We start from the raw sequence: 16,144 nt of genomic DNA on the forward strand, positions 1-16,144 counted from the left end.
GTGATCTGAGGCCATACGGCATCGCGGCCAAAGGACTTGCCCGTCGCGGCGCTTCGAAGCGCCGCCGATGCGCAATCCGGCCAAGGGCCACGGCGCTACCCCATCACCCCGCCGCGCCTGATCAGCTCCTTCCCGACGGCCGCGAGATGCACCTGGTCCGGCCCGTCGCCGATGCGGATGAAGCGGGCGTAGACGTAAGCGCGCGCGAGGAACGTGTCCTGCGAGACGCCGGCGGCGCCGTGGATCTGGATGGCGCGGTCGATGACGCGGGCGGCCATGCTGGGGACCACGATCTTGGCCGCGGCGATCAGATCGCGCGCGGCCTTGTTGCCTTCGCGGTCCATCTTGTCGGTGGCCTGCAAGGTGAGCAGCCGCGCCTGCGCGATCTCGCAGAAGGAATGCGCGATGTCCTCGCGCACCGAGCCCTGCTCTGCGAGCGGCTTGCCGAAGGCGACGCGCGAGACCGCGCGCTGGCACATCAATTCCAGCGCACGCTGGGCGCAGCCGATCAGGCGCATGCAGTGATGAATGCGGCCGGGGCCGAGCCGGCCTTGCGCGATCTCGAAGCCGCGGCCCTCCCCGAGCAGAATGTTCTCGGCGGGCACGCGGACGTTGTCATAGACGATCTCGGGATGGCCGACGGGCGCATCGTCAAAGCCGTAGGTGAGCATGTCGCGGACGATGCGTACGCCGGGCGTATTCCTCGGCACCAGGATCATGGATTGCTGGCGATGGCGGTCGGGGTGGTCGGGCGCAGTCTTGCCCATCACGATCAGGATCTCGCAATCCTCGTTCATCGCGCCCGAGGTAAACCATTTGCGGCCGTTGACGACGTAATCGTCGCCGTCGCGCTTGATCTCGCACTGGATGTTGGTGGCATCGCTGGAGGCGACCTGCGGCTCCGTCATCGAGAAGCCAGAGCGGATACGCCCCTCGAGGAGCGGCGCCAGCCAGCGCTCCTGCTGCGCCTTGGTGCCGTAGTTGGCGAGCACCTCCATGTTGCCGACATCGGGCGCGGAGCAGTTGAAGACTTCGGGCGCCCAGAGGATGCGGCCCATGATCTCCTTCACCGGCGCGTATTCGAGGTTGGTCAGGCCCGGGCCGTGCTCGCCGGACAGGAACAGATTCCAGAGCCCCTGATCGCGCGCCAGCCGCTTCAGATCCTGAAGGATTTGCGGAGTCTTGTAGCGTGAAGCTTCCGGCTTGACCTGCTCGTAATAGAGCTCCTCGACCGGCTCGACATGGGCCTGCATGAACTGGCGAACGCGGTCCTGGAGCTCCAGCGAACGGGCGGAGTGGTGAAAATCCATGCTGGTCTCCTGTTCGCTACATTTGAGGTCGTCATGCCCGGCTTATCCCGCCTGCGCGGCCGAAGCCGCTTCGGCGAGGCGAAGGCCCGGGCATCCACGTTCTTCGTGCCGCGGGGAAATGCGTGGATGGCCGGGACAAGCCCGGCCATGACGTGATGGAGACATCAGTCTCGTAGGGTGGGCAAAGCGAAGCGTGCCCACGCTCTTTCTCGGTCATCATTGATAGATCGTGGGCACGGCGCAAGTGCGCCTTTGCCCACCCTACGATTTCGCATCCGCCGCGAGAACCCGCCTCTCACGTCCCGCGCAACAGCTCGCTTGCCACCACCCAGTCGTTGCCGTCGAACTGGAGCATGTAGCCGTCCTTGATCGGGCGGAAATCCTGCGGCGTGGTGTTGAGGGTGATGCCGGGCATCAGGAGCGACAGCGGCACGTTCTTCAGATTCGCGGCCTGCGCCATGATGTTCTCGCGCGTCAGATTGTCCTTGCACTGCTTCAGCAGCGCCACCAGCGCCTCGGCGACGGTGTAGCCGTAGAGGCCGGCGACGTTGTTGATGTCGGCATTGGGCAGGCGCTTCTTCATGAAGTCGATATAGGCCGTCATCGCCGGGTCGTCCCTGGGCGTTTCGACGAACGGCTTGAGCGCGCCGAGCGACAGCACACCCTTGCCGGCCTCAAGCCCGGCCGGCGCCATCACGGTGGCCTTGTTGGCGCATCCCGAGGCGAGAAAGCGCGTCGGCTGCCAGCCGACCTCGTGCGCCTTGCGGATCGCCTGCGCGCAGGCGCGCGGCGTCACCGAATAGATCATGAAGACGTCGGCCTTGGTATTGGCGAGCGTCAGAACCTGGGAATCGACGGTGGGGTCGGCGACCTCGAAGCTCGAGGCCATCGCGATCGCCTTGTCGGCGTCGGCACCGAGCGCCTCCTTGACACCGCGAAGATATTCCTTGCCGGCGTCGTCGTTCTGGTAGAGCACCGCAAAGCGCGCATTCGGGTTCTTGGCGCGGGCATAGGCGACATCGATTGCGGCCTCGCTGGTGTAGTTCGGTGCCCAGGGCAGCGCGATCGACCACGGCATGTTGGCGGGATCGTTCCACTTCGAGGCCGAGCTGATCAGGAAGATCTGCGGCACCTTGTTGCTGTTGAGATATTTTGCAATCGCCGAGCTCGGCGCCGTGCCCATGGTGGCGAAGATGAAGGCGACGCCGTCGCCCTCGACGAGGCGCCGCGCGGCTTCCATGGTCTTGGGCGGGGAGAAGGCGTCGTCCAGCGAGATCAGGTTGAGCTTGCGGCCGCCAACACCACCCTTCTCGTTGATCTCGTCGAAATAGGCGGAGATCACCCGTCCCGTGATGCTGAGCGGCGAGGCCGGACCGCTATAGGGCATGGTGTTGCCGATCTTGATCTCGGTGTCGCTGACCCCAGGACCGTAGGATTTTTGCGCGGAGACAGGGGCGGACGCGCAGGCGGCGGCCAGCGCTGCGGCCAGGGCCAAAGCGGCTTTCATGGTTTCTCCCCGATGATCATCGCCGCGCGAGACGGTCACGCGGCGTGCTGACTCTTGTCAGCACGTCAGCTCAGCGGAGTTCCGCAAGAGGGTCTTGCGTCGAGTTGCTGATGGCGTTGCGCTAGCCGCGCCGCTTCAAGGCGAAACCCAAGCTGATCCAGCCGGCGCCGGCCATCATCAGGTCGATACCGAGAAACAGGCCGAGGATGTAGACGCTGTTCACCGGCCAGCGCGCCACGACCAGGAGGCCGAGCAGCAGCGTGATGGCGCCCGAGAGCGCGACCCACAGCCACGGGCTCTCGCGCTTCATGCTGAAGGCAAGAAACAGCCGCACCGCGCCCGAGGCGATCAGCGATGCGCCCAAGAACAATGTCAGCAGGACTGCCGCGAACAGCGGGTTGGCGAAGGTCAGGAAGCCGGCGATGACATAGAGCACGCCGAGCAAGGCCCAGATCAGAAACTTGCCCCAGCTCTTCATCTGGAATGCGCCGATGATCTCCGTCACGCCGGCGACGATCATCATGGCGCCGACCACGATCACACTCGCCACCGTCGCCATGACCATGCTGCCGAGCGCAACGAAGCCGGCGATGAGGTAAACGACGCCTAGCGCGACGATCCACCCCCATTTGCCGTGCAGCGCAGAGATACCCGAGCTGGAAGGATGAGATGCGTCTGAAGCACTGGTCATGGGCCACTCCTGCATGCGAAGCCCGCGGGCACACGCCAGGATAGCACACACCGCACCGGGACGACAGCCAGCAGAACAGCCTTCACCTGTCGCAATGTTGACGCAAATCAAGCTCGCGCGCGGGGCTTCAGCCGCGCGTGCGCTCCATCTCGAGCTCGGCCTTGAGATTGTCGAGATCGCGATAGATTGAAGCGACCGCGAGGACGCGGCCGCCCTTGCGGTACTTCAGCAGGCAGTCCCTTCCGGAGATATTGCCGTCGATCGCGACGTCATCGAAGTTCTCAGCGTGGCCGACATAGTTGATCGGCACGTCATAGTGTTGGCTCCAGAAGAACGGCACCGCGTCGAAGCGCTCGCGCCTGCCGAGCATGTTGCGCGCGGCGGTCTGACCCTGCCGCTCCGCCACCACCCAATGCTCCACACGGATGCTCTGCCGCGAATGGGGATCGGGCCAGCGCGTGATGTCGCCGGCCGCGAAGATACCGGCGACGCTGGTCTCCAGATATTCGCTGACGCTGACGCCGCGATCGGCGGTTAGCCCCGCCTGCTCGGCGAGCGCGAGGCGCGGCTTGACGCCGATGCCGACCACGACGAGGTCGGCCTCGATGACAGCACCGCTCTTCAGCCTCGCACGTAGGCCATCGAGCTTCTCCACCGTTTCCTTCAAGTGGAAGACGACGCCGTTGTCCTCGTGAAGGGAGCGAACGAAATCGCCCATCTCGGCGCCGAGCACCTTCTGCATCGGCCGCTCGTCCGGCGCGACCACGTGCACCTCGATCTTGCGGGCCCGCAAGGACGCCGCGACCTCGAGGCCGATGAAGCTGGCGCCGATCACCAGCGCCCGCTTGGCGCTCCCCGCCGCCTGGATGATCGCCCGGCTGTCGGCGACGGAGCGCAGGGTGTGAACATGCGGCTGGTCCGCGCCCGGGATCTGCAGCTTGAGCGGCTCGGCGCCGGTCGCCAGCAGCAGCCGATCGAACGGCAGCTTGTCGCCGTTGCCGAGCGTGACGCTGCGCGACTTGGCATCGATCGCGACGACGTCGGCGTTGAGCCTGAGATCGATGCCCGAGTCGCGGTAATAGTCCTCGCCACGCAGCGGCAACCAGTCCTCCGGCGCGTTGCCCGCAAGGTAATCCTTGGAGAGATTTGGCCGGTCGACCGGCATCGCGCCGTCATTGCTGAACATGGTGATGGCACCGGCAAAGCCCTCGCGCCGGAGCGTCTCGGCGGCGGCGAAGCCGGCGGCGCCACCGCCGACGATGACGAATTTGTCTGGCGCCGGTGCGCTGCGATGGGCGGACGGCGGCGTCAGGGCCTCGCGCTTGCGCCGGACGATGATCTTGTCCTGATCGCGCGTGGCCTCCCAGACCGCCAGCGCGTTCAAGGCCGGCGGCCGCGTGGCTTCGCCCGTGCGCAGGGAGAAGCAGGCATGATGCCAGGGACAGCGGATGGTGTCGCCCACCACCAGGCCCTCGGCGAGCGGGCCGTGATAATGGCTGCAGGCCGGCTCGATCGCAAAGACCTCGCTGCCAGCCTGCACCAGCAGGACATCGTCCTCTCCGACGTGACCGAGCAATTTGCCGTCCTTGAACTCGGTCAGGGCCACGCCTTCGGTCAGGTCGGGTCCGCTCGGCTTCTTATCCTCGGCCATGGCAACGCCTCCATCATGAGCGCGCGAGTCAATCGTCCGAACTGGCGAGCCCCAAGAGTTCCTGGCGCGTCAGCGCATTGTCGCGGAATACGCCCAGCATGCGGCTGGTGACGAGATCGGTCCCAGGCTTGTGCGCGCCGCGCGTGGTCATGCAGTGATGTGTCGCCTTGATGATGACGCCGACGCCTTCGGGCTTGAGCACGTCGTTGATGGTGTTGGCGATCTGTGCGGTCATCTTCTCCTGGATCTGGAGCCGTTTTGCGTAGACGTCCACCACGCGTGCGAGCTTGGAGATGCCGACGACGCGCCCCTGCGGAATATAGGCGACCCAGGCGCGACCGACGATCGGCGCCATGTGGTGCTCGCAATGGCTCTCGAAGCGAACGCCGCGCAGCACGATCATCTCGTCATAGCCTTCGATCTCCTCGAAGGTCTTTTGCAGGATTTCGGTCGGGTCCTGTGCGTATCCGGAAAAATACTCTGCGAACGCGCGTGCAACGCGAGCAGGTGTCTCGCGCAAACCGTCGCGCGCGGGATCATCGCCGGCCCAGCGGATCATGGTCCGGATCGCCTGTTCGACCTCCGCCCTGTCAGGCCGATCGGACGGCGTCTGCGCCACGGCGACACGTTCCAGCTTGCGCACTTGTGACTTCATCAAGCTTCTCCCCTGCAACGAGCCCGCATATGGAAGCGGGCCCACAGCTTGGACGGCGCCAATCGGAAAAGGTTCCCGAAAGTCGGGGAAATTTGGGGAACGGGAGGATGGCCTAGTGCCGACCCGCCAATCCCCTCATGATGAGGTGCGCCGAGGGCGCCTCGGGGCCGCCTATGAGGCAGCCGCTTTCCGCACGTCGATCACGGCCTGTGCCCATTCGGCCGGCCGCTCTTGCGGCAAATTGTGACCGGCGTCGGTGAAGACGCGCCGCTCGAAAAACCCCTCGAACTTGCGCGCGTGGTGGGCGGTGCCGGGATTGACGCCGTCGCTGTCGCCGTCGATCGCGATCGTCGGGACACGGATCGGCGGCTGCGCGGCAAGCTTCGCCTCGATCCCCGCATAGGCGGGATCGCCGGCAACCAGCGCGTAGCGATGGCGGTAGGAATGGATCACGACGTCGACGAAATCGGGATTGTCGAAGGACACGGCGCTCGTCTCGAACGTTGCGTCATCGAAGGCCCATTTCGGCGACCACATCGTCCAGAGCTGACGGGCAAAGCCGCGGCGGTTGCGCTCCAAGGCGCGGCGGCCGCGCTCGTTGTGGAAGAGATATTGATACCAGAACGCCGCCTCCTCCGGCGGCGAGGCCGGCTCCATGGCGAGGGCGATGTTCTGGATGTTGTAGGAATTGCCGGAGACGAGACCGATCACGCGCTCCGGATAGAGCGCCGAAACCACGCAGGCGGCGCGCCCGCCCCAATCATAGCCGCCGACGATGGCACGCTTGACCCCGAGCGCATCCATGAAGGCCAGGAGATCGGCACCTAACGCCGCCTGCTCGCCGGAGCGTAGCGTCTCGGCGAAGCGAAACCGCGTCGGCCCGTAACCGCGCAGCCAGGGCACCAGCACGCGTGCGCCGGCCTCGGCGAGGATCGGCGCGGTCTCGGCATAGGCGTTCACGTCATAGGGAAAGCCGTGCCCCATGATGCAGGGCCAGCCGTCCGGCGCACCGTATTCGCGATAGGCGATGTCGAGGACGTCAGTGGTGACGGTTTTTTGTTGCATGCATGTCGCAGCTATTTCTGCGGACCGGACAGCGAGATGTCGCGCTCGGCACGGAACACGTTGCTGTAGAGGTTGGCGATCCATTGCCGGCCGATCTCGGTCTTGTTGAGATAGCCGATCTCGGTCTGGATGTGCGGAGCAACGCTGTTCCAATAGAATTGCGGATAGCGGTTCACGATGTCGGCGGGCGAGTCGTAGCCGAGCTGGCGGTTGATGCCGACCTCCTCGAACTCGTAATAGAGCGCGTTGGCCTTGCGCAGATAGTTGGGATCGCCGAGCTGGCCGATGAAGTCGGCCGCGCGCAGGATCGAGGCTTCGGTATCGTATTCCTGCCCCGGCTGGGCGGGAAACCGCGTGCCTTCGATCGCGCGGGCGACGCGTTCCGGGTCAAGCCCCGGAATATGCCTCAGTCGCCGCATCACGTACAATTTCGAGCGATCGACGTGATACATCATCAGGCTGGCATCCGATGCGCCGCGCGGCAGGGAAACCTTGGTGCCGGCCGCGTCGACCAGGAAGCCGTCCTCGTCATCCTCTTCGAACAGGCCGCGCACATAGCCGATATCGTGAGCGAGGCAGGCAATCAGGACGTGGACATAATCCTCTGCCGCCAGGTGCGTGTGGAGATACCGACCGCTGAGAATCGAATGCCCAGCCAGCGTCACCAGCATCGTGTGCTCGATATTGTGATAGAGCGCATCGCTGTTGCCGATGCATTCCATCGTCGTGCGGGTGGCGCTCTCGATGATGTTGGCCGGCGTCTCACCGAACCTGCGACGCATGAACGAGCCCAGCACCTTCTCCAGGGATTCGGCCGCCAGCCTGGGTAAGGTCATCATGGATGCAGCCCCGTCCGCCGCTGGTATCCCATGCCGTCTCCCGACGTCTCATTCTTGTCTCGACTTGCCGGGGAGCATAGCCCATCTTGGGCCGGGTAACCAAACTTCGGGGACGGATAATACGCAAATACCTTACCGTCCCGCTGCGCAACATCACGGTTGCCGTCACAGTTCAGAACAACCCAAAGCAGCGGGAAGCGGCCACCGCTCAGGGCGCGGCCAGGATATCGGCGCCGTCGGCCGGGCGCGAAAGGCTTCTGGCGAGATAGAACAGCTCGACCAGCTTGCCGCGCTTGCCGGCCAGCGAGAAGATGTATTCGGGCGACTCCGCCTCGATTTCCGCGATCGCCACCTTCGCGATGCGATCGATGCGGCTCGAGCCGTGCTCCCAGACGAAGCCGACGCCAAGCCGGTTGGCCACCGCCTCGAGCATCCCCTCGCGCGTATTGACGATGATCGCCGGACTGGCGCGCAAATTGAGGGCGCGAAACGCCCGGTCCACGGCGCGCTGGGTCGCGGAATCCCGGGTCCGGAACACCAGCGGATATTGCATGAGGCCGGCGATGGACACGCGCGACTGGCGACTGAGATCGTGAACGGGATGGCAGATCGCAACGACGCGCTGCTGCACGCAGGCCTCGCGCCGGAAGCGGTTGTCCTGCGGCACCTCCGGCAATACGGCGACGTCGACGCGCTGGTCGACCACCGCGGCCATGATCGCCGACCAGCTGCCGATCTCGATGTTGATCTGGATCTTCGGATACAGATTGCGGAACGCCGCGATCAAGGCCATGCCGGGCATCGCATTGCCGAGCCCGATGCGAAGCTCACCCCCCGTGAGCTCGTCGCGCTGCTGCAGGATGGCGAGCGCATCCGCCTCGACCGCTTGCATGCGGCTCGTTGCGGCATAGAGCCGCCGACACAGCGACGTTGCGATCAGAGTCTGGCCGTGCCGGTCGAACAGCGCCACCCCGAACTCGGCCTCCAGATCCCGCACCAGCTGCGCAACGGCCGGCTGCGACACCCCGAGCCGCCTTGCCGCAGCGGCAAAGCTGCCGGACTCGAACACCGCATTGACCGCCCGGACACGCGACGACGTCAACGCCACGACAACAACCCCAAGATGATATTCCCCGTCGGACCGGGCGAAAGCAAAACCTGGGATGACCATAAGGAAGGCCATTGACCGTTATGTGAATGTCAGACGCGCTTCCTACTCCTCATGCGCCGCAAACGGACCAGCAGGGGATCAGCGCGCATGGCGCAAATCGAACTATCCGCAATCCGCAAGTCCTTTGACGGCACCGACGTCCTGAAAGGCATCGATTTCCGCATCGGGAACGGCGAATTCATCTCGCTGGTCGGCCCGTCCGGCTGCGGCAAGTCGACCCTGCTTCGCATCATTGCCGGGCTCGAGCCGCAAAATTCCGGCGAGGTCCACATCGACGGCCGCCCCGTGGACGGCATTCGCCCGAGCGCGCGCAACCTCGCGATGGTGTTCCAATCCTATGCGCTTTATCCGCATTTGAGCGCCTTCGACAATATCGCGGTGCCGCTGCGGATGCGGCGCCTCTCCGCGATCGAGCGACTGCCGCTGCTGGGTGCGCTGCTGCCGGGCCGGCGCGCCAAGGAACGGCACATTCGCGCCGACATCGAAGGCATCGCCGAGCAGCTCGACATCACCCCATTGCTGCGGCGCAAGCCCGGACAATTGTCCGGCGGACAGCGGCAACGCGTCGCGGTCGGACGCGCCATGGTGCGCGAGCCGGTGGCCTTCCTGTTCGACGAACCGCTCTCCAATCTCGACGCCAAGCTGCGCGTCCACATGCGCGCAGAGCTCGCCGAGCTGCACCGCCGCCTCAAGGCAACGTTCGTCTACGTCACGCACGACCAGGCCGAGGCGATGACGATGTCGAGCCGGATCGCCGTCATGATGGGCGGTGAGCTGATCCAGGCCGGCACGCCGGCCGAAATCTACAACGAGCCCGACGACATCCGCGTTGCCGAATTCATCGGCAGCCCCAAGATCAACGTCCTCCCCGGCGGGATCCGAAAGGACGGCGGCGTCGATGTGCTGGGGACCACGCTGAAGCTCACGTGCAACGCGGCGGCCGGCGATTGTCGCATCGGGGTCCGCCCGGAGCGGATCGAACTCGGCACCGGGCCGTTCTCCGGAACCGTCATCCACCTGGAGAATCTCGGCGCCGAGGCCTTCGTGCATCTCGCGGTCGAAGGCACCGGGTCGCGCCTGATCGCGCGGCTCGCGGACGTCAGGCATTTGCCGGCGATGGCAAGCTCCGTCGCCTTCGGCTTCGCACCGGACGCGGTGCGGATGTTCGATCCGGCCGGGAAGCGGATCGAGCTCAGAGTGGAGCAGGCCGATCGCATCCGTGAGCCCGCCCATGTCTGACGGCTCCATGACCATCGGGGCGGCCGTCGCTCCCGCGGGCACGACGAGGCGCACGCTGCCGGCCCATGGCAGCAGGCGGACTCATGCCGCCTACGCGCTGGTGACGCCGGCCGCCGCGCTCATGCTGGTCATGCTGCTCGGTCCGCTCGCCGGCGTGATCGCCCTCTCCTTCACCGATTATCAGCTCGGCGCGCCGCATTTCTCCTGGATCGGGCTGGCCAACTACCAGGACCTGTTCGCCGACAAGGTGTTCTGGACCGCGCTGCGCAACACGCTGACTTACGTCGTGATCGTAGTGCCCGGCGCCGTGATCGCCGGCCTTGCGATCGCGCTCTTGATCCAGAGCGGCACCAGCCTGCGCAGCCTCTACCGGACGATCTATTTCCTGCCCGTCATGGCGACTCTGATCGCGATGGCGGTGGTGTGGGAATTCATGCTGCATCCGCAATTCGGCCTGGTGAACGGGCTGCTCCGCGGCGCCGGCCTGCCGGCCTTCGCCTGGCTGCAGGACCGCAGCACGGCGCTCTATGCGCTGTGCGCGATCGGCATCTGGCAGGCGGTCGGCTTCAACATGGTGCTGTTCCTCGCCGGCCTCGTCTCCATCCCCAAGCAGCTCTACGAGGCGGCCGAAATCGACGGTGCCTCGAGCGGCTGGGCACGCTTCCGCCTCGTGACCTGGCCGATGCTGGGGCCGGTCACGACCTTCGTCGTCGTGATCTCCGGCATCCGCTCGTTCCAGGTGTTCGACACCGTGCACGTCTTGACTAAGGGCGGCCCGTCGAAATCCACCGAGGTGCTGATCCACACGATGTACACGGAAGGCTTCGAGTTTTTCCGCTCGGGCTATGCCGCGGCCATCACCGTCGTCTTCCTGGTCTTCGTCCTCCTGCTCACGCTGATCAAATCGAGGCTCGCCGATCGCGGCGTGCACTACACATGAGCAACGCGCATCCCATCCCGTTCCGGGCGATCCTCCGCCACGTGCTCCTGATCGCGGGCGCCGCGCTCATGCTGGCACCCTTCATCTGGATGATCTCGACCGCATCCAAGCCGCAGACCGAGATCTTCTCCAGCGAATTGCACCTGATCCCGCACCAGTTCGCGCTTGTCGAGAATCTGCGCGAGGCCTTCGCCAAGGCCAATCTGCTGCGCTTCCTGCTCAACGGTATCATCGTCACGGTCTCGATCTTCGTGCTGCAGGTGATGGTGGCGCTGCCGGCGGCCTATGCGCTCGCAAAACTTCGCTTCCTCGGCCGCGAGACGCTGTTTGCGCTGGTGCTGTTCGGGATCCTGATCCCGCCGCAGGCGACCGCGATCCCGGTCTTCCTGCTGCTGCACAAGATCGGCCTGCTCGACAGCTATGCCGCGCTCGTGCTGCCCTTCACGATCTCGGTGTTCGGCATCTTCCTGATGCGCCAGTTCTTCAAGACCGTTCCCGACGATCTCGTCGACGCCGCGCGCATGGACGGCATCTCCGAATTCGGCATCGTCTGGCGGGTGATGCTGCCGGCCGCGATTCCCGCAGTGACCGCCTTCGGCATCTTCTCCGTGGTCGCGCATTGGAACGACTATTTCTGGCCGCTGATCGTGCTCAATAGCGAGCACTTACGCACGCCGCCGCTCGCGGTCGCCCATTTCCGCAACAGCGAGGCCGGCACCAGCTACGGCCCGCTGATGGCGGCGGCGATGGTGATCATCGCGCCGCTCGTCATCGCTTTCCTCTTTGCCCAGCGCCGTTTCATCGAGGGCATCACCCTGACCGGGATCAAGTAGCCACGTCACCTCAAACAAGGAGTCTATCATGCTGAAGACCATCATCGCCGCGGCGGCTCTGTCGCTTGCGGCCGGATCTGCGCTCGCGCAGACAAAGACCGAGATCGTGATGCAATATCCATATCCGGAGCTGTTCACCGAGACGCACAAGCGCATCGCCGAGGAATTCGCCAAGGTGCGCCCGGAGATCAAGGTCACGATGCGGGCGCCTTACGAATCCTACGAGGACGGCACCCAGAAGGTGCTCCGCGAGGCCGTGACCAATCAGATGCCTGATGTCTCGTTCCAGGGTCTGAACCGCATCCGCGTCCTGGTCGACAAGAGCATCCCGGCCGAGCTGGACGGCTACATCGCCGCCGAAAAGGATTTCGACAAGCAGGGCTTCCACCAGGCGATGTTCGACATCGGCACCGCCAGCGGCAAGGTCTACGCCCTGCCCTTCGCGATCTCGCTGCCGATCGTCTACGTCAATCTTGACCTGGTGAAGCAGGCCGGCGGCGACGTGAACAATTTGCCGAAGACATGGGACGAGCTGATCGCGCTGGCCAAGAAGATCAAGGCGCTCGGCAATGACACCAACGGCGTCACCTATGCCTGGGACATCACCGGCAACTGGCTGTGGCAGGCGCCGGTGTTCGCGCGCGGCGGCACCATGCTCAATGCCGACGAGACCAAGGTCGCCTTCGACGGAGCCGAGGGCAAGTTCGCCATCAACACGATCGCGCGGCTCGTCAACGAGGCCGGCATGCCCAATCTCGACCAGCCGTCGATGCGCGCGGCGTTCGCGGCCGGCAAGACCGGCTTCCACGTCACCTCGACCTCGGACCTCAACAAGGTCACGCAGATGACCGGCGGCAAGTTCGCGCTGAAGACGATTCCGTTCCCGGACGTCGTCGCGGCGAAGGGCAGGCTGCCGGCCGGCGGCAACGTCGTGCTGATCCTCGCCAAGGACAAGGCCAAGCGCGATGCCGCCTGGGAAGTGGTAAAGTTCTGGACCGGCCCCAAGGGCGCTGCGATCATGGCGGAGACGACCGGCTACATGCCGCCGAACAAGGTCGCCAACGAGGTCTATCTGAAGGACTTCTACGTCAAGAACCCCAATAACTACACCGCGGTCAGCCAACTCGCGCTGCTCACGAAGTGGTACGCCTTCCCCGGCGACAACGGCCTGAAGATCACCGACGTGATCAAGGATCATCTCAATTCGATCATCTCGGGCGCCCGCGCCAAGGAGCCGGAGGCCGTTCTCGCCGACATGACGGCTGACGTGCAGAAGCTGCTGCCGAAGACGACCGGCGCGGCGCGCTGAGCGTCCTGACATCTGCCGGCACGGGACGCCATCGGCGCCCGTGCCGGACCAATGACTGGAGATGGCGATGAAACTGCTGCACCTGAGCGACATTCACTTGACGGCGCCCGGCTCGACCATCGGCGGCCGCGATCCGCGCGTCAATTTCGAGCGGGCGCTGGCGCATGCGCTGAACGATCATCACGACGCCGAATTGATGGTGATCACCGGCGACCTCTCGGATTGGGGCGATCTCGCCGATTATCAATGGCTCAAGCAGCGCCTCGACGCATATCCGCTGCCGGTGCGGCTGTGCATCGGCAACCACGACCGGCGCGCCGCCTTCCTGAGCGTATTCCCCGACCTCGCCGACGAGAACGGCTTCGTCCAGGGCATCCACGACACCGCCGCGGGGCGCTGCCTGTTTCTCGACACCGCCCATCCGGAGACGCACGCCGGCCGCTATTGCGACGATCGTTTCGGCTGGCTCGAGGCCCGGCTTTCCGAGCATGACGGGCCGTTCCTGCTCTTCACACCATAATCCCATGCCGGTGCATCTCGTCCCGTTCGACCAGATCGGCCTGCTCGACGAGGCTCCGTTCCGGCATCTCGTCAGCCGCCATCGGGCCAAGATCCGCCACGTCTTCTTCGGGCATTGCCACTTGCCGCTTGCAGGCTCGATTGCAGGCGTCCCCGTCTCGTCGCTGCGCGGCACCAACCATGCGAGCTATCCGCTCTTTTCCGAGACGCAGCTGCTGAGCGCCTGCGACCTGCCGCAATCCTACGGCGTCGCGTTTTTTGGAGAAGATTATGTGACCGTGCACATGGTGGAATACGGCTATGACGGTCCTATCCGCACCCAGGGTTCGCCCGATTACAAGGCCTGGGATCGCGAGACCATGGTGAGATGAACGGCGAGCGCCGACCATTACCAGGGGCGCTACTTATAAGCCCGCGCTGCACTCCTTGGAGAGTCCGCTCCACCTCGATAGCAGCGCGCTGGCGTCCTCGCCCCGGGTCGGAGATGGGCCCAGAAGCAGACATCCGATGTGAGGCTACAAGGATCGGCGGAAACTTCGGGGCGTCGTGCCGACAATTCTGCGGAAGGTCTGGGCGAAAGCCGATGGCGTCGAATATCCGACCGCGAGCGCAACTTCACTGATCGATAGATTTGGATCATTCAGCAGCCGTTGTGCAAGCAATATGCGTTGCCGAGTTAACCAGACATGCGGCGTCAATCCGGTCGAGAGGCGGAACGCCGTGCAAAAGTGGTAGCGGCTGAGGCCGACGAGCGACGCCAGTTCGTCGAGGCCGATCGGCTTGTCGAGATGCGCCAGCATGTAATCGGTCACACGCTTAAGCTGCCAGCGTGCGAGCCCGCCGCGAGTATAGGCGGGGCTCTGCGGCAGTTGTACTATGCTGTGCAAACGCAACAACTGGATGCAGAGCAGGTCGACCGAGCGATCGACCAGCAACTTTGCCGAAGGATCGGCAATGACGGCGGGGTTGCTGAGGATCGCGAGAATCTGCGAGGTCACGGCGTCTTCGCTGCCGACGCGTGCTATCAGCTCTACATTGCCTCGTCCGCCGATGAGCGTTCGGCAATGCTCCAGTCGTTCGTTGGTGAGGTAGACATGGGACACGTGCAGCGGTCCGTCAACTTCCCAATCTCCATCATGCCGCTCGGGAATCACTGTGATGGAATTGGGCCGCAGCGGAGCGGAGAGCCGCCGTCGCTCAACCGTCCACGCACTGTGTTGAGGCTCACCATAATAGGTGCCGACAAGGTGTCCGGGCATGCCCGGGGCATAGCCGTAACGCGTGCCGCGAACAAAACGATGAGTGAGTTGAGTGCCGCAGTCTAGCTGGATGGGTGCCAACGGCGGCGGTGCCTCCGATAGAATCCGGATCATAGATTGAGAAGGGTTTCGTTCTCGTGTGTGTACCGGATCGGGCATCGCTTTGGTTACGCACTATTTGACCGCACCCGCGACAGGCGCTTCATCAACATACCAATATTTCACGACATTGCGGGGAAGGGAAGCTTCGGCCCGAAATGTCTTCTGACTGATTGCCCAAATACTGCGCATGATGGACATGGCGGTATCGAGACAACGCCGATGGGAAGATAGCGCAAGGGTCGGGCTTGATCTCATTGCGCCCCCTCACAGCTGGGCGGCCTTTCGCCGCAATGGGCGAGAAGCAGAGTCCTTAGGCGCCGGCACCACTTCGTCGCAAGATTGCGATAGTCGCCGCAATATCGGAACGGTGCGTCCGCCGGGATCGTGGCTTACTGGGCGGGATCATCCGAGGGGATCCCGACCACCATGACAAACCAAGAGCCGTTCGCCGCCGGCGCTGCTGAGACCGAAAGCACGCGGGGCGGAGTATCGCGCCGTTCGCTCCTGCTGACTGTCGGCGGAGCGGCTTCCATGGCGGTGGTGCCCCAAGTTGCCGCGCAACCCGCATCCGAAAGCAAGCCCGCTGCATCGACGGCACGGGTTCGCCTGAACGTGAACGGAACGAGACAGGAGCTTGACTTGGATACGCGGCAATCCCTGCTCGACGTCCTGCGCGAAGATCTCGGTCTCACCGGTACGAAGAAGGGCTGCAATCAGGGCGCCTGCGGCGCTTGCACCATCCTGCTCAACGGCAGGCGGGTCGTGTCGTGTCTGACGCTGGCTGCGATGCACGACGGGGCCACAGTCGAGACGATCGAGGGTCTCGAGAAGAATGGTGAGCTTCATCCGCTCCAGAGCGCATTCGTCGAGCACGACGGCTTGCAATGCGGCTTCTGTACCCCCGGGCAGATCATGTCGGCCGTCGGCTGCATCGCCGAAGGCCATGCGGGCTCGCCGGAGGACATTCGGTTCTGGATGAGCGGCAATATCTGTCGCTGCGGGGCGTATCCCGGGATCGTCGCCGCCGTTGCCGACGCCGCCAAGAGGGTCTGAC

17 protein-coding genes are annotated in these 16,144 nt (G+C 64.5%); 7 read left to right on the forward strand and 10 right to left on the reverse strand.

The features are described 5' to 3' along the window. Positions 1-95: 95 nt before the first annotated feature. The 8 genes from ABIA40_RS17815 to ABIA40_RS17850 form a co-directional block, all read right to left on the reverse strand. Positions 96-1,310: an acyl-CoA dehydrogenase family protein gene (locus tag ABIA40_RS17815; RefSeq protein WP_404542469.1), complete on the reverse strand. Its 1,215-nt coding sequence runs from the start codon at positions 1,308-1,310 to the stop codon at positions 96-98. Positions 1,311-1,605: 295 nt separating this feature from the next. Further along, the gene (locus tag ABIA40_RS17820) at positions 1,606-2,817 is read right to left on the reverse strand and encodes an ABC transporter substrate-binding protein (protein WP_404542471.1); all 1,212 of its coding nucleotides are present in this window, start codon (positions 2,815-2,817) and stop codon (positions 1,606-1,608) included. A gap of 121 nt (positions 2,818-2,938) precedes the next feature. Then, positions 2,939-3,508: an HdeD family acid-resistance protein gene (locus ABIA40_RS17825; protein WP_271545288.1), complete on the reverse strand. Its 570-nt coding sequence runs from the start codon at positions 3,506-3,508 to the stop codon at positions 2,939-2,941. A 127-nt stretch (positions 3,509-3,635) separates the two neighbouring features. Further along, on the reverse strand, positions 3,636-5,159 hold the full coding sequence (locus tag ABIA40_RS17830) for an FAD-dependent oxidoreductase (protein ID WP_404542474.1): 1,524 nt from the start codon (positions 5,157-5,159) through the stop codon (positions 3,636-3,638). 28 nt (positions 5,160-5,187) lie between these two features. After that, a complete protein-coding gene (gene folE / locus ABIA40_RS17835; protein ID WP_036006126.1) occupies positions 5,188-5,814 on the reverse strand; it encodes a GTP cyclohydrolase I FolE in 627 nt (208 codons plus the stop codon). Between the two features lie 171 nt (positions 5,815-5,985). After that, on the reverse strand, positions 5,986-6,879 hold the full coding sequence (locus tag ABIA40_RS17840; RefSeq protein WP_271545291.1) for an alpha/beta fold hydrolase: 894 nt from the start codon (positions 6,877-6,879) through the stop codon (positions 5,986-5,988). An 11-nt stretch (positions 6,880-6,890) separates the two neighbouring features. Continuing rightward, positions 6,891-7,718 carry an HD domain-containing protein gene (locus ABIA40_RS17845; RefSeq protein WP_271545292.1) on the reverse strand — a complete coding sequence of 276 codons (828 nt, stop codon included), beginning with the start codon at positions 7,716-7,718 and terminating at the stop codon, positions 6,891-6,893. Positions 7,719-7,926: 208 nt separating this feature from the next. After that, complete coding sequence (locus ABIA40_RS17850) at positions 7,927-8,826, reverse strand: LysR substrate-binding domain-containing protein (RefSeq protein WP_404542478.1); 900 nt, start codon at positions 8,824-8,826, stop codon at positions 7,927-7,929. Positions 8,827-8,976: 150 nt separating this feature from the next. On the opposite strand from ABIA40_RS17850, the gene ABIA40_RS17855 reads away from it, so the two are divergent. The 6 genes from ABIA40_RS17855 (at position 8,977) to ABIA40_RS17880 (ending at position 14,100) form a co-directional block, all read left to right on the forward strand. Continuing rightward, positions 8,977-10,128 carry an ABC transporter ATP-binding protein gene (locus tag ABIA40_RS17855; protein ID WP_404542480.1) on the forward strand — a complete coding sequence of 384 codons (1,152 nt, stop codon included), beginning with the start codon at positions 8,977-8,979 and terminating at the stop codon, positions 10,126-10,128. Further along, the gene (locus ABIA40_RS17860; protein ID WP_404542482.1) at positions 10,121-11,068 is read left to right on the forward strand and encodes a carbohydrate ABC transporter permease; all 948 of its coding nucleotides are present in this window, start codon (positions 10,121-10,123) and stop codon (positions 11,066-11,068) included. The genes ABIA40_RS17855 and ABIA40_RS17860 overlap by 8 nt, the downstream gene beginning before the upstream one ends. Then, positions 11,065-11,901 carry a carbohydrate ABC transporter permease gene (locus tag ABIA40_RS17865; protein ID WP_157281323.1) on the forward strand — a complete coding sequence of 279 codons (837 nt, stop codon included), beginning with the start codon at positions 11,065-11,067 and terminating at the stop codon, positions 11,899-11,901. Before ABIA40_RS17860 ends, ABIA40_RS17865 begins: the two co-directional genes overlap by 4 nt. A gap of 28 nt (positions 11,902-11,929) precedes the next feature. Beyond that, on the forward strand, positions 11,930-13,210 hold the full coding sequence (locus ABIA40_RS17870) for an ABC transporter substrate-binding protein (RefSeq protein ID WP_404542485.1): 1,281 nt from the start codon (positions 11,930-11,932) through the stop codon (positions 13,208-13,210). A 67-nt stretch (positions 13,211-13,277) separates the two neighbouring features. Continuing rightward, positions 13,278-13,730 (forward strand): metallophosphoesterase, encoded by a 453-nt coding sequence (locus ABIA40_RS17875; protein WP_404542487.1) that lies wholly within the window; start codon positions 13,278-13,280, stop codon positions 13,728-13,730. Between the two features lie 4 nt (positions 13,731-13,734). Continuing rightward, positions 13,735-14,100, forward strand: coding sequence for a hypothetical protein (locus tag ABIA40_RS17880; protein ID WP_404542490.1), 366 nt, complete (start codon positions 13,735-13,737; stop codon positions 14,098-14,100). A 144-nt stretch (positions 14,101-14,244) separates the two neighbouring features. On the opposite strand, the gene ABIA40_RS17885 is transcribed toward ABIA40_RS17880, so the two are convergent. Both ABIA40_RS17885 and ABIA40_RS17890 read right to left on the reverse strand, forming a co-directional pair. After that, positions 14,245-15,069 (reverse strand): helix-turn-helix domain-containing protein, encoded by an 825-nt coding sequence (locus ABIA40_RS17885; RefSeq protein ID WP_404542491.1) that lies wholly within the window; start codon positions 15,067-15,069, stop codon positions 14,245-14,247. Between the two features lie 93 nt (positions 15,070-15,162). Then, positions 15,163-15,288: a hypothetical protein gene (locus tag ABIA40_RS17890; protein WP_271545299.1), complete on the reverse strand. Its 126-nt coding sequence runs from the start codon at positions 15,286-15,288 to the stop codon at positions 15,163-15,165. A gap of 228 nt (positions 15,289-15,516) precedes the next feature. On the opposite strand from ABIA40_RS17890, the gene ABIA40_RS17895 reads away from it, so the two are divergent. Beyond that, positions 15,517-16,143 (forward strand): (2Fe-2S)-binding protein, encoded by a 627-nt coding sequence (locus tag ABIA40_RS17895; RefSeq protein WP_404542494.1) that lies wholly within the window; start codon positions 15,517-15,519, stop codon positions 16,141-16,143. The last annotated feature ends 1 nt before the right edge of the window (position 16,144 follow it).

The sequence above is a fragment of the Bradyrhizobium sp. USDA 223 genome (assembly GCF_044909005.1).
Taxonomy (GTDB): Bacteria; Pseudomonadota; Alphaproteobacteria; order Rhizobiales; family Xanthobacteraceae; genus Bradyrhizobium; species Bradyrhizobium yuanmingense.

Coding starts and splice junctions, on each gene's coding strand:
- ABIA40_RS17815 (WP_404542469.1), bottom strand. CDS start 1,310: ATGGATTTTCACCACTCCGCCCGTTCGCTGGAGCTCCAGGACCGCGTT.
- ABIA40_RS17820 (WP_404542471.1), bottom strand. CDS start 2,817: ATGAAAGCCGCTTTGGCCCTGGCCGCAGCGCTGGCCGCCGCCTGCGCG.
- ABIA40_RS17825 (WP_271545288.1), bottom strand. CDS start 3,508: ATGACCAGTGCTTCAGACGCATCTCATCCTTCCAGCTCGGGTATCTCT.
- ABIA40_RS17830 (WP_404542474.1), bottom strand. CDS start 5,159: ATGGCCGAGGATAAGAAGCCGAGCGGACCCGACCTGACCGAAGGCGTG.
- folE (WP_036006126.1), bottom strand. CDS start 5,814: ATGAAGTCACAAGTGCGCAAGCTGGAACGTGTCGCCGTGGCGCAGACG.
- ABIA40_RS17840 (WP_271545291.1), bottom strand. CDS start 6,879: ATGCAACAAAAAACCGTCACCACTGACGTCCTCGACATCGCCTATCGC.
- ABIA40_RS17845 (WP_271545292.1), bottom strand. CDS start 7,718: ATGATGACCTTACCCAGGCTGGCGGCCGAATCCCTGGAGAAGGTGCTG.
- ABIA40_RS17855 (WP_404542480.1), top strand. CDS start 8,977: ATGGCGCAAATCGAACTATCCGCAATCCGCAAGTCCTTTGACGGCACC.
- ABIA40_RS17860 (WP_404542482.1), top strand. CDS start 10,121: ATGTCTGACGGCTCCATGACCATCGGGGCGGCCGTCGCTCCCGCGGGC.
- ABIA40_RS17865 (WP_157281323.1), top strand. CDS start 11,065: ATGAGCAACGCGCATCCCATCCCGTTCCGGGCGATCCTCCGCCACGTG.
- ABIA40_RS17870 (WP_404542485.1), top strand. CDS start 11,930: ATGCTGAAGACCATCATCGCCGCGGCGGCTCTGTCGCTTGCGGCCGGA.
- ABIA40_RS17875 (WP_404542487.1), top strand. CDS start 13,278: ATGAAACTGCTGCACCTGAGCGACATTCACTTGACGGCGCCCGGCTCG.
- ABIA40_RS17880 (WP_404542490.1), top strand. CDS start 13,735: ATGCCGGTGCATCTCGTCCCGTTCGACCAGATCGGCCTGCTCGACGAG.
- ABIA40_RS17890 (WP_271545299.1), bottom strand. CDS start 15,288: ATGTCCATCATGCGCAGTATTTGGGCAATCAGTCAGAAGACATTTCGG.
- ABIA40_RS17895 (WP_404542494.1), top strand. CDS start 15,517: ATGACAAACCAAGAGCCGTTCGCCGCCGGCGCTGCTGAGACCGAAAGC.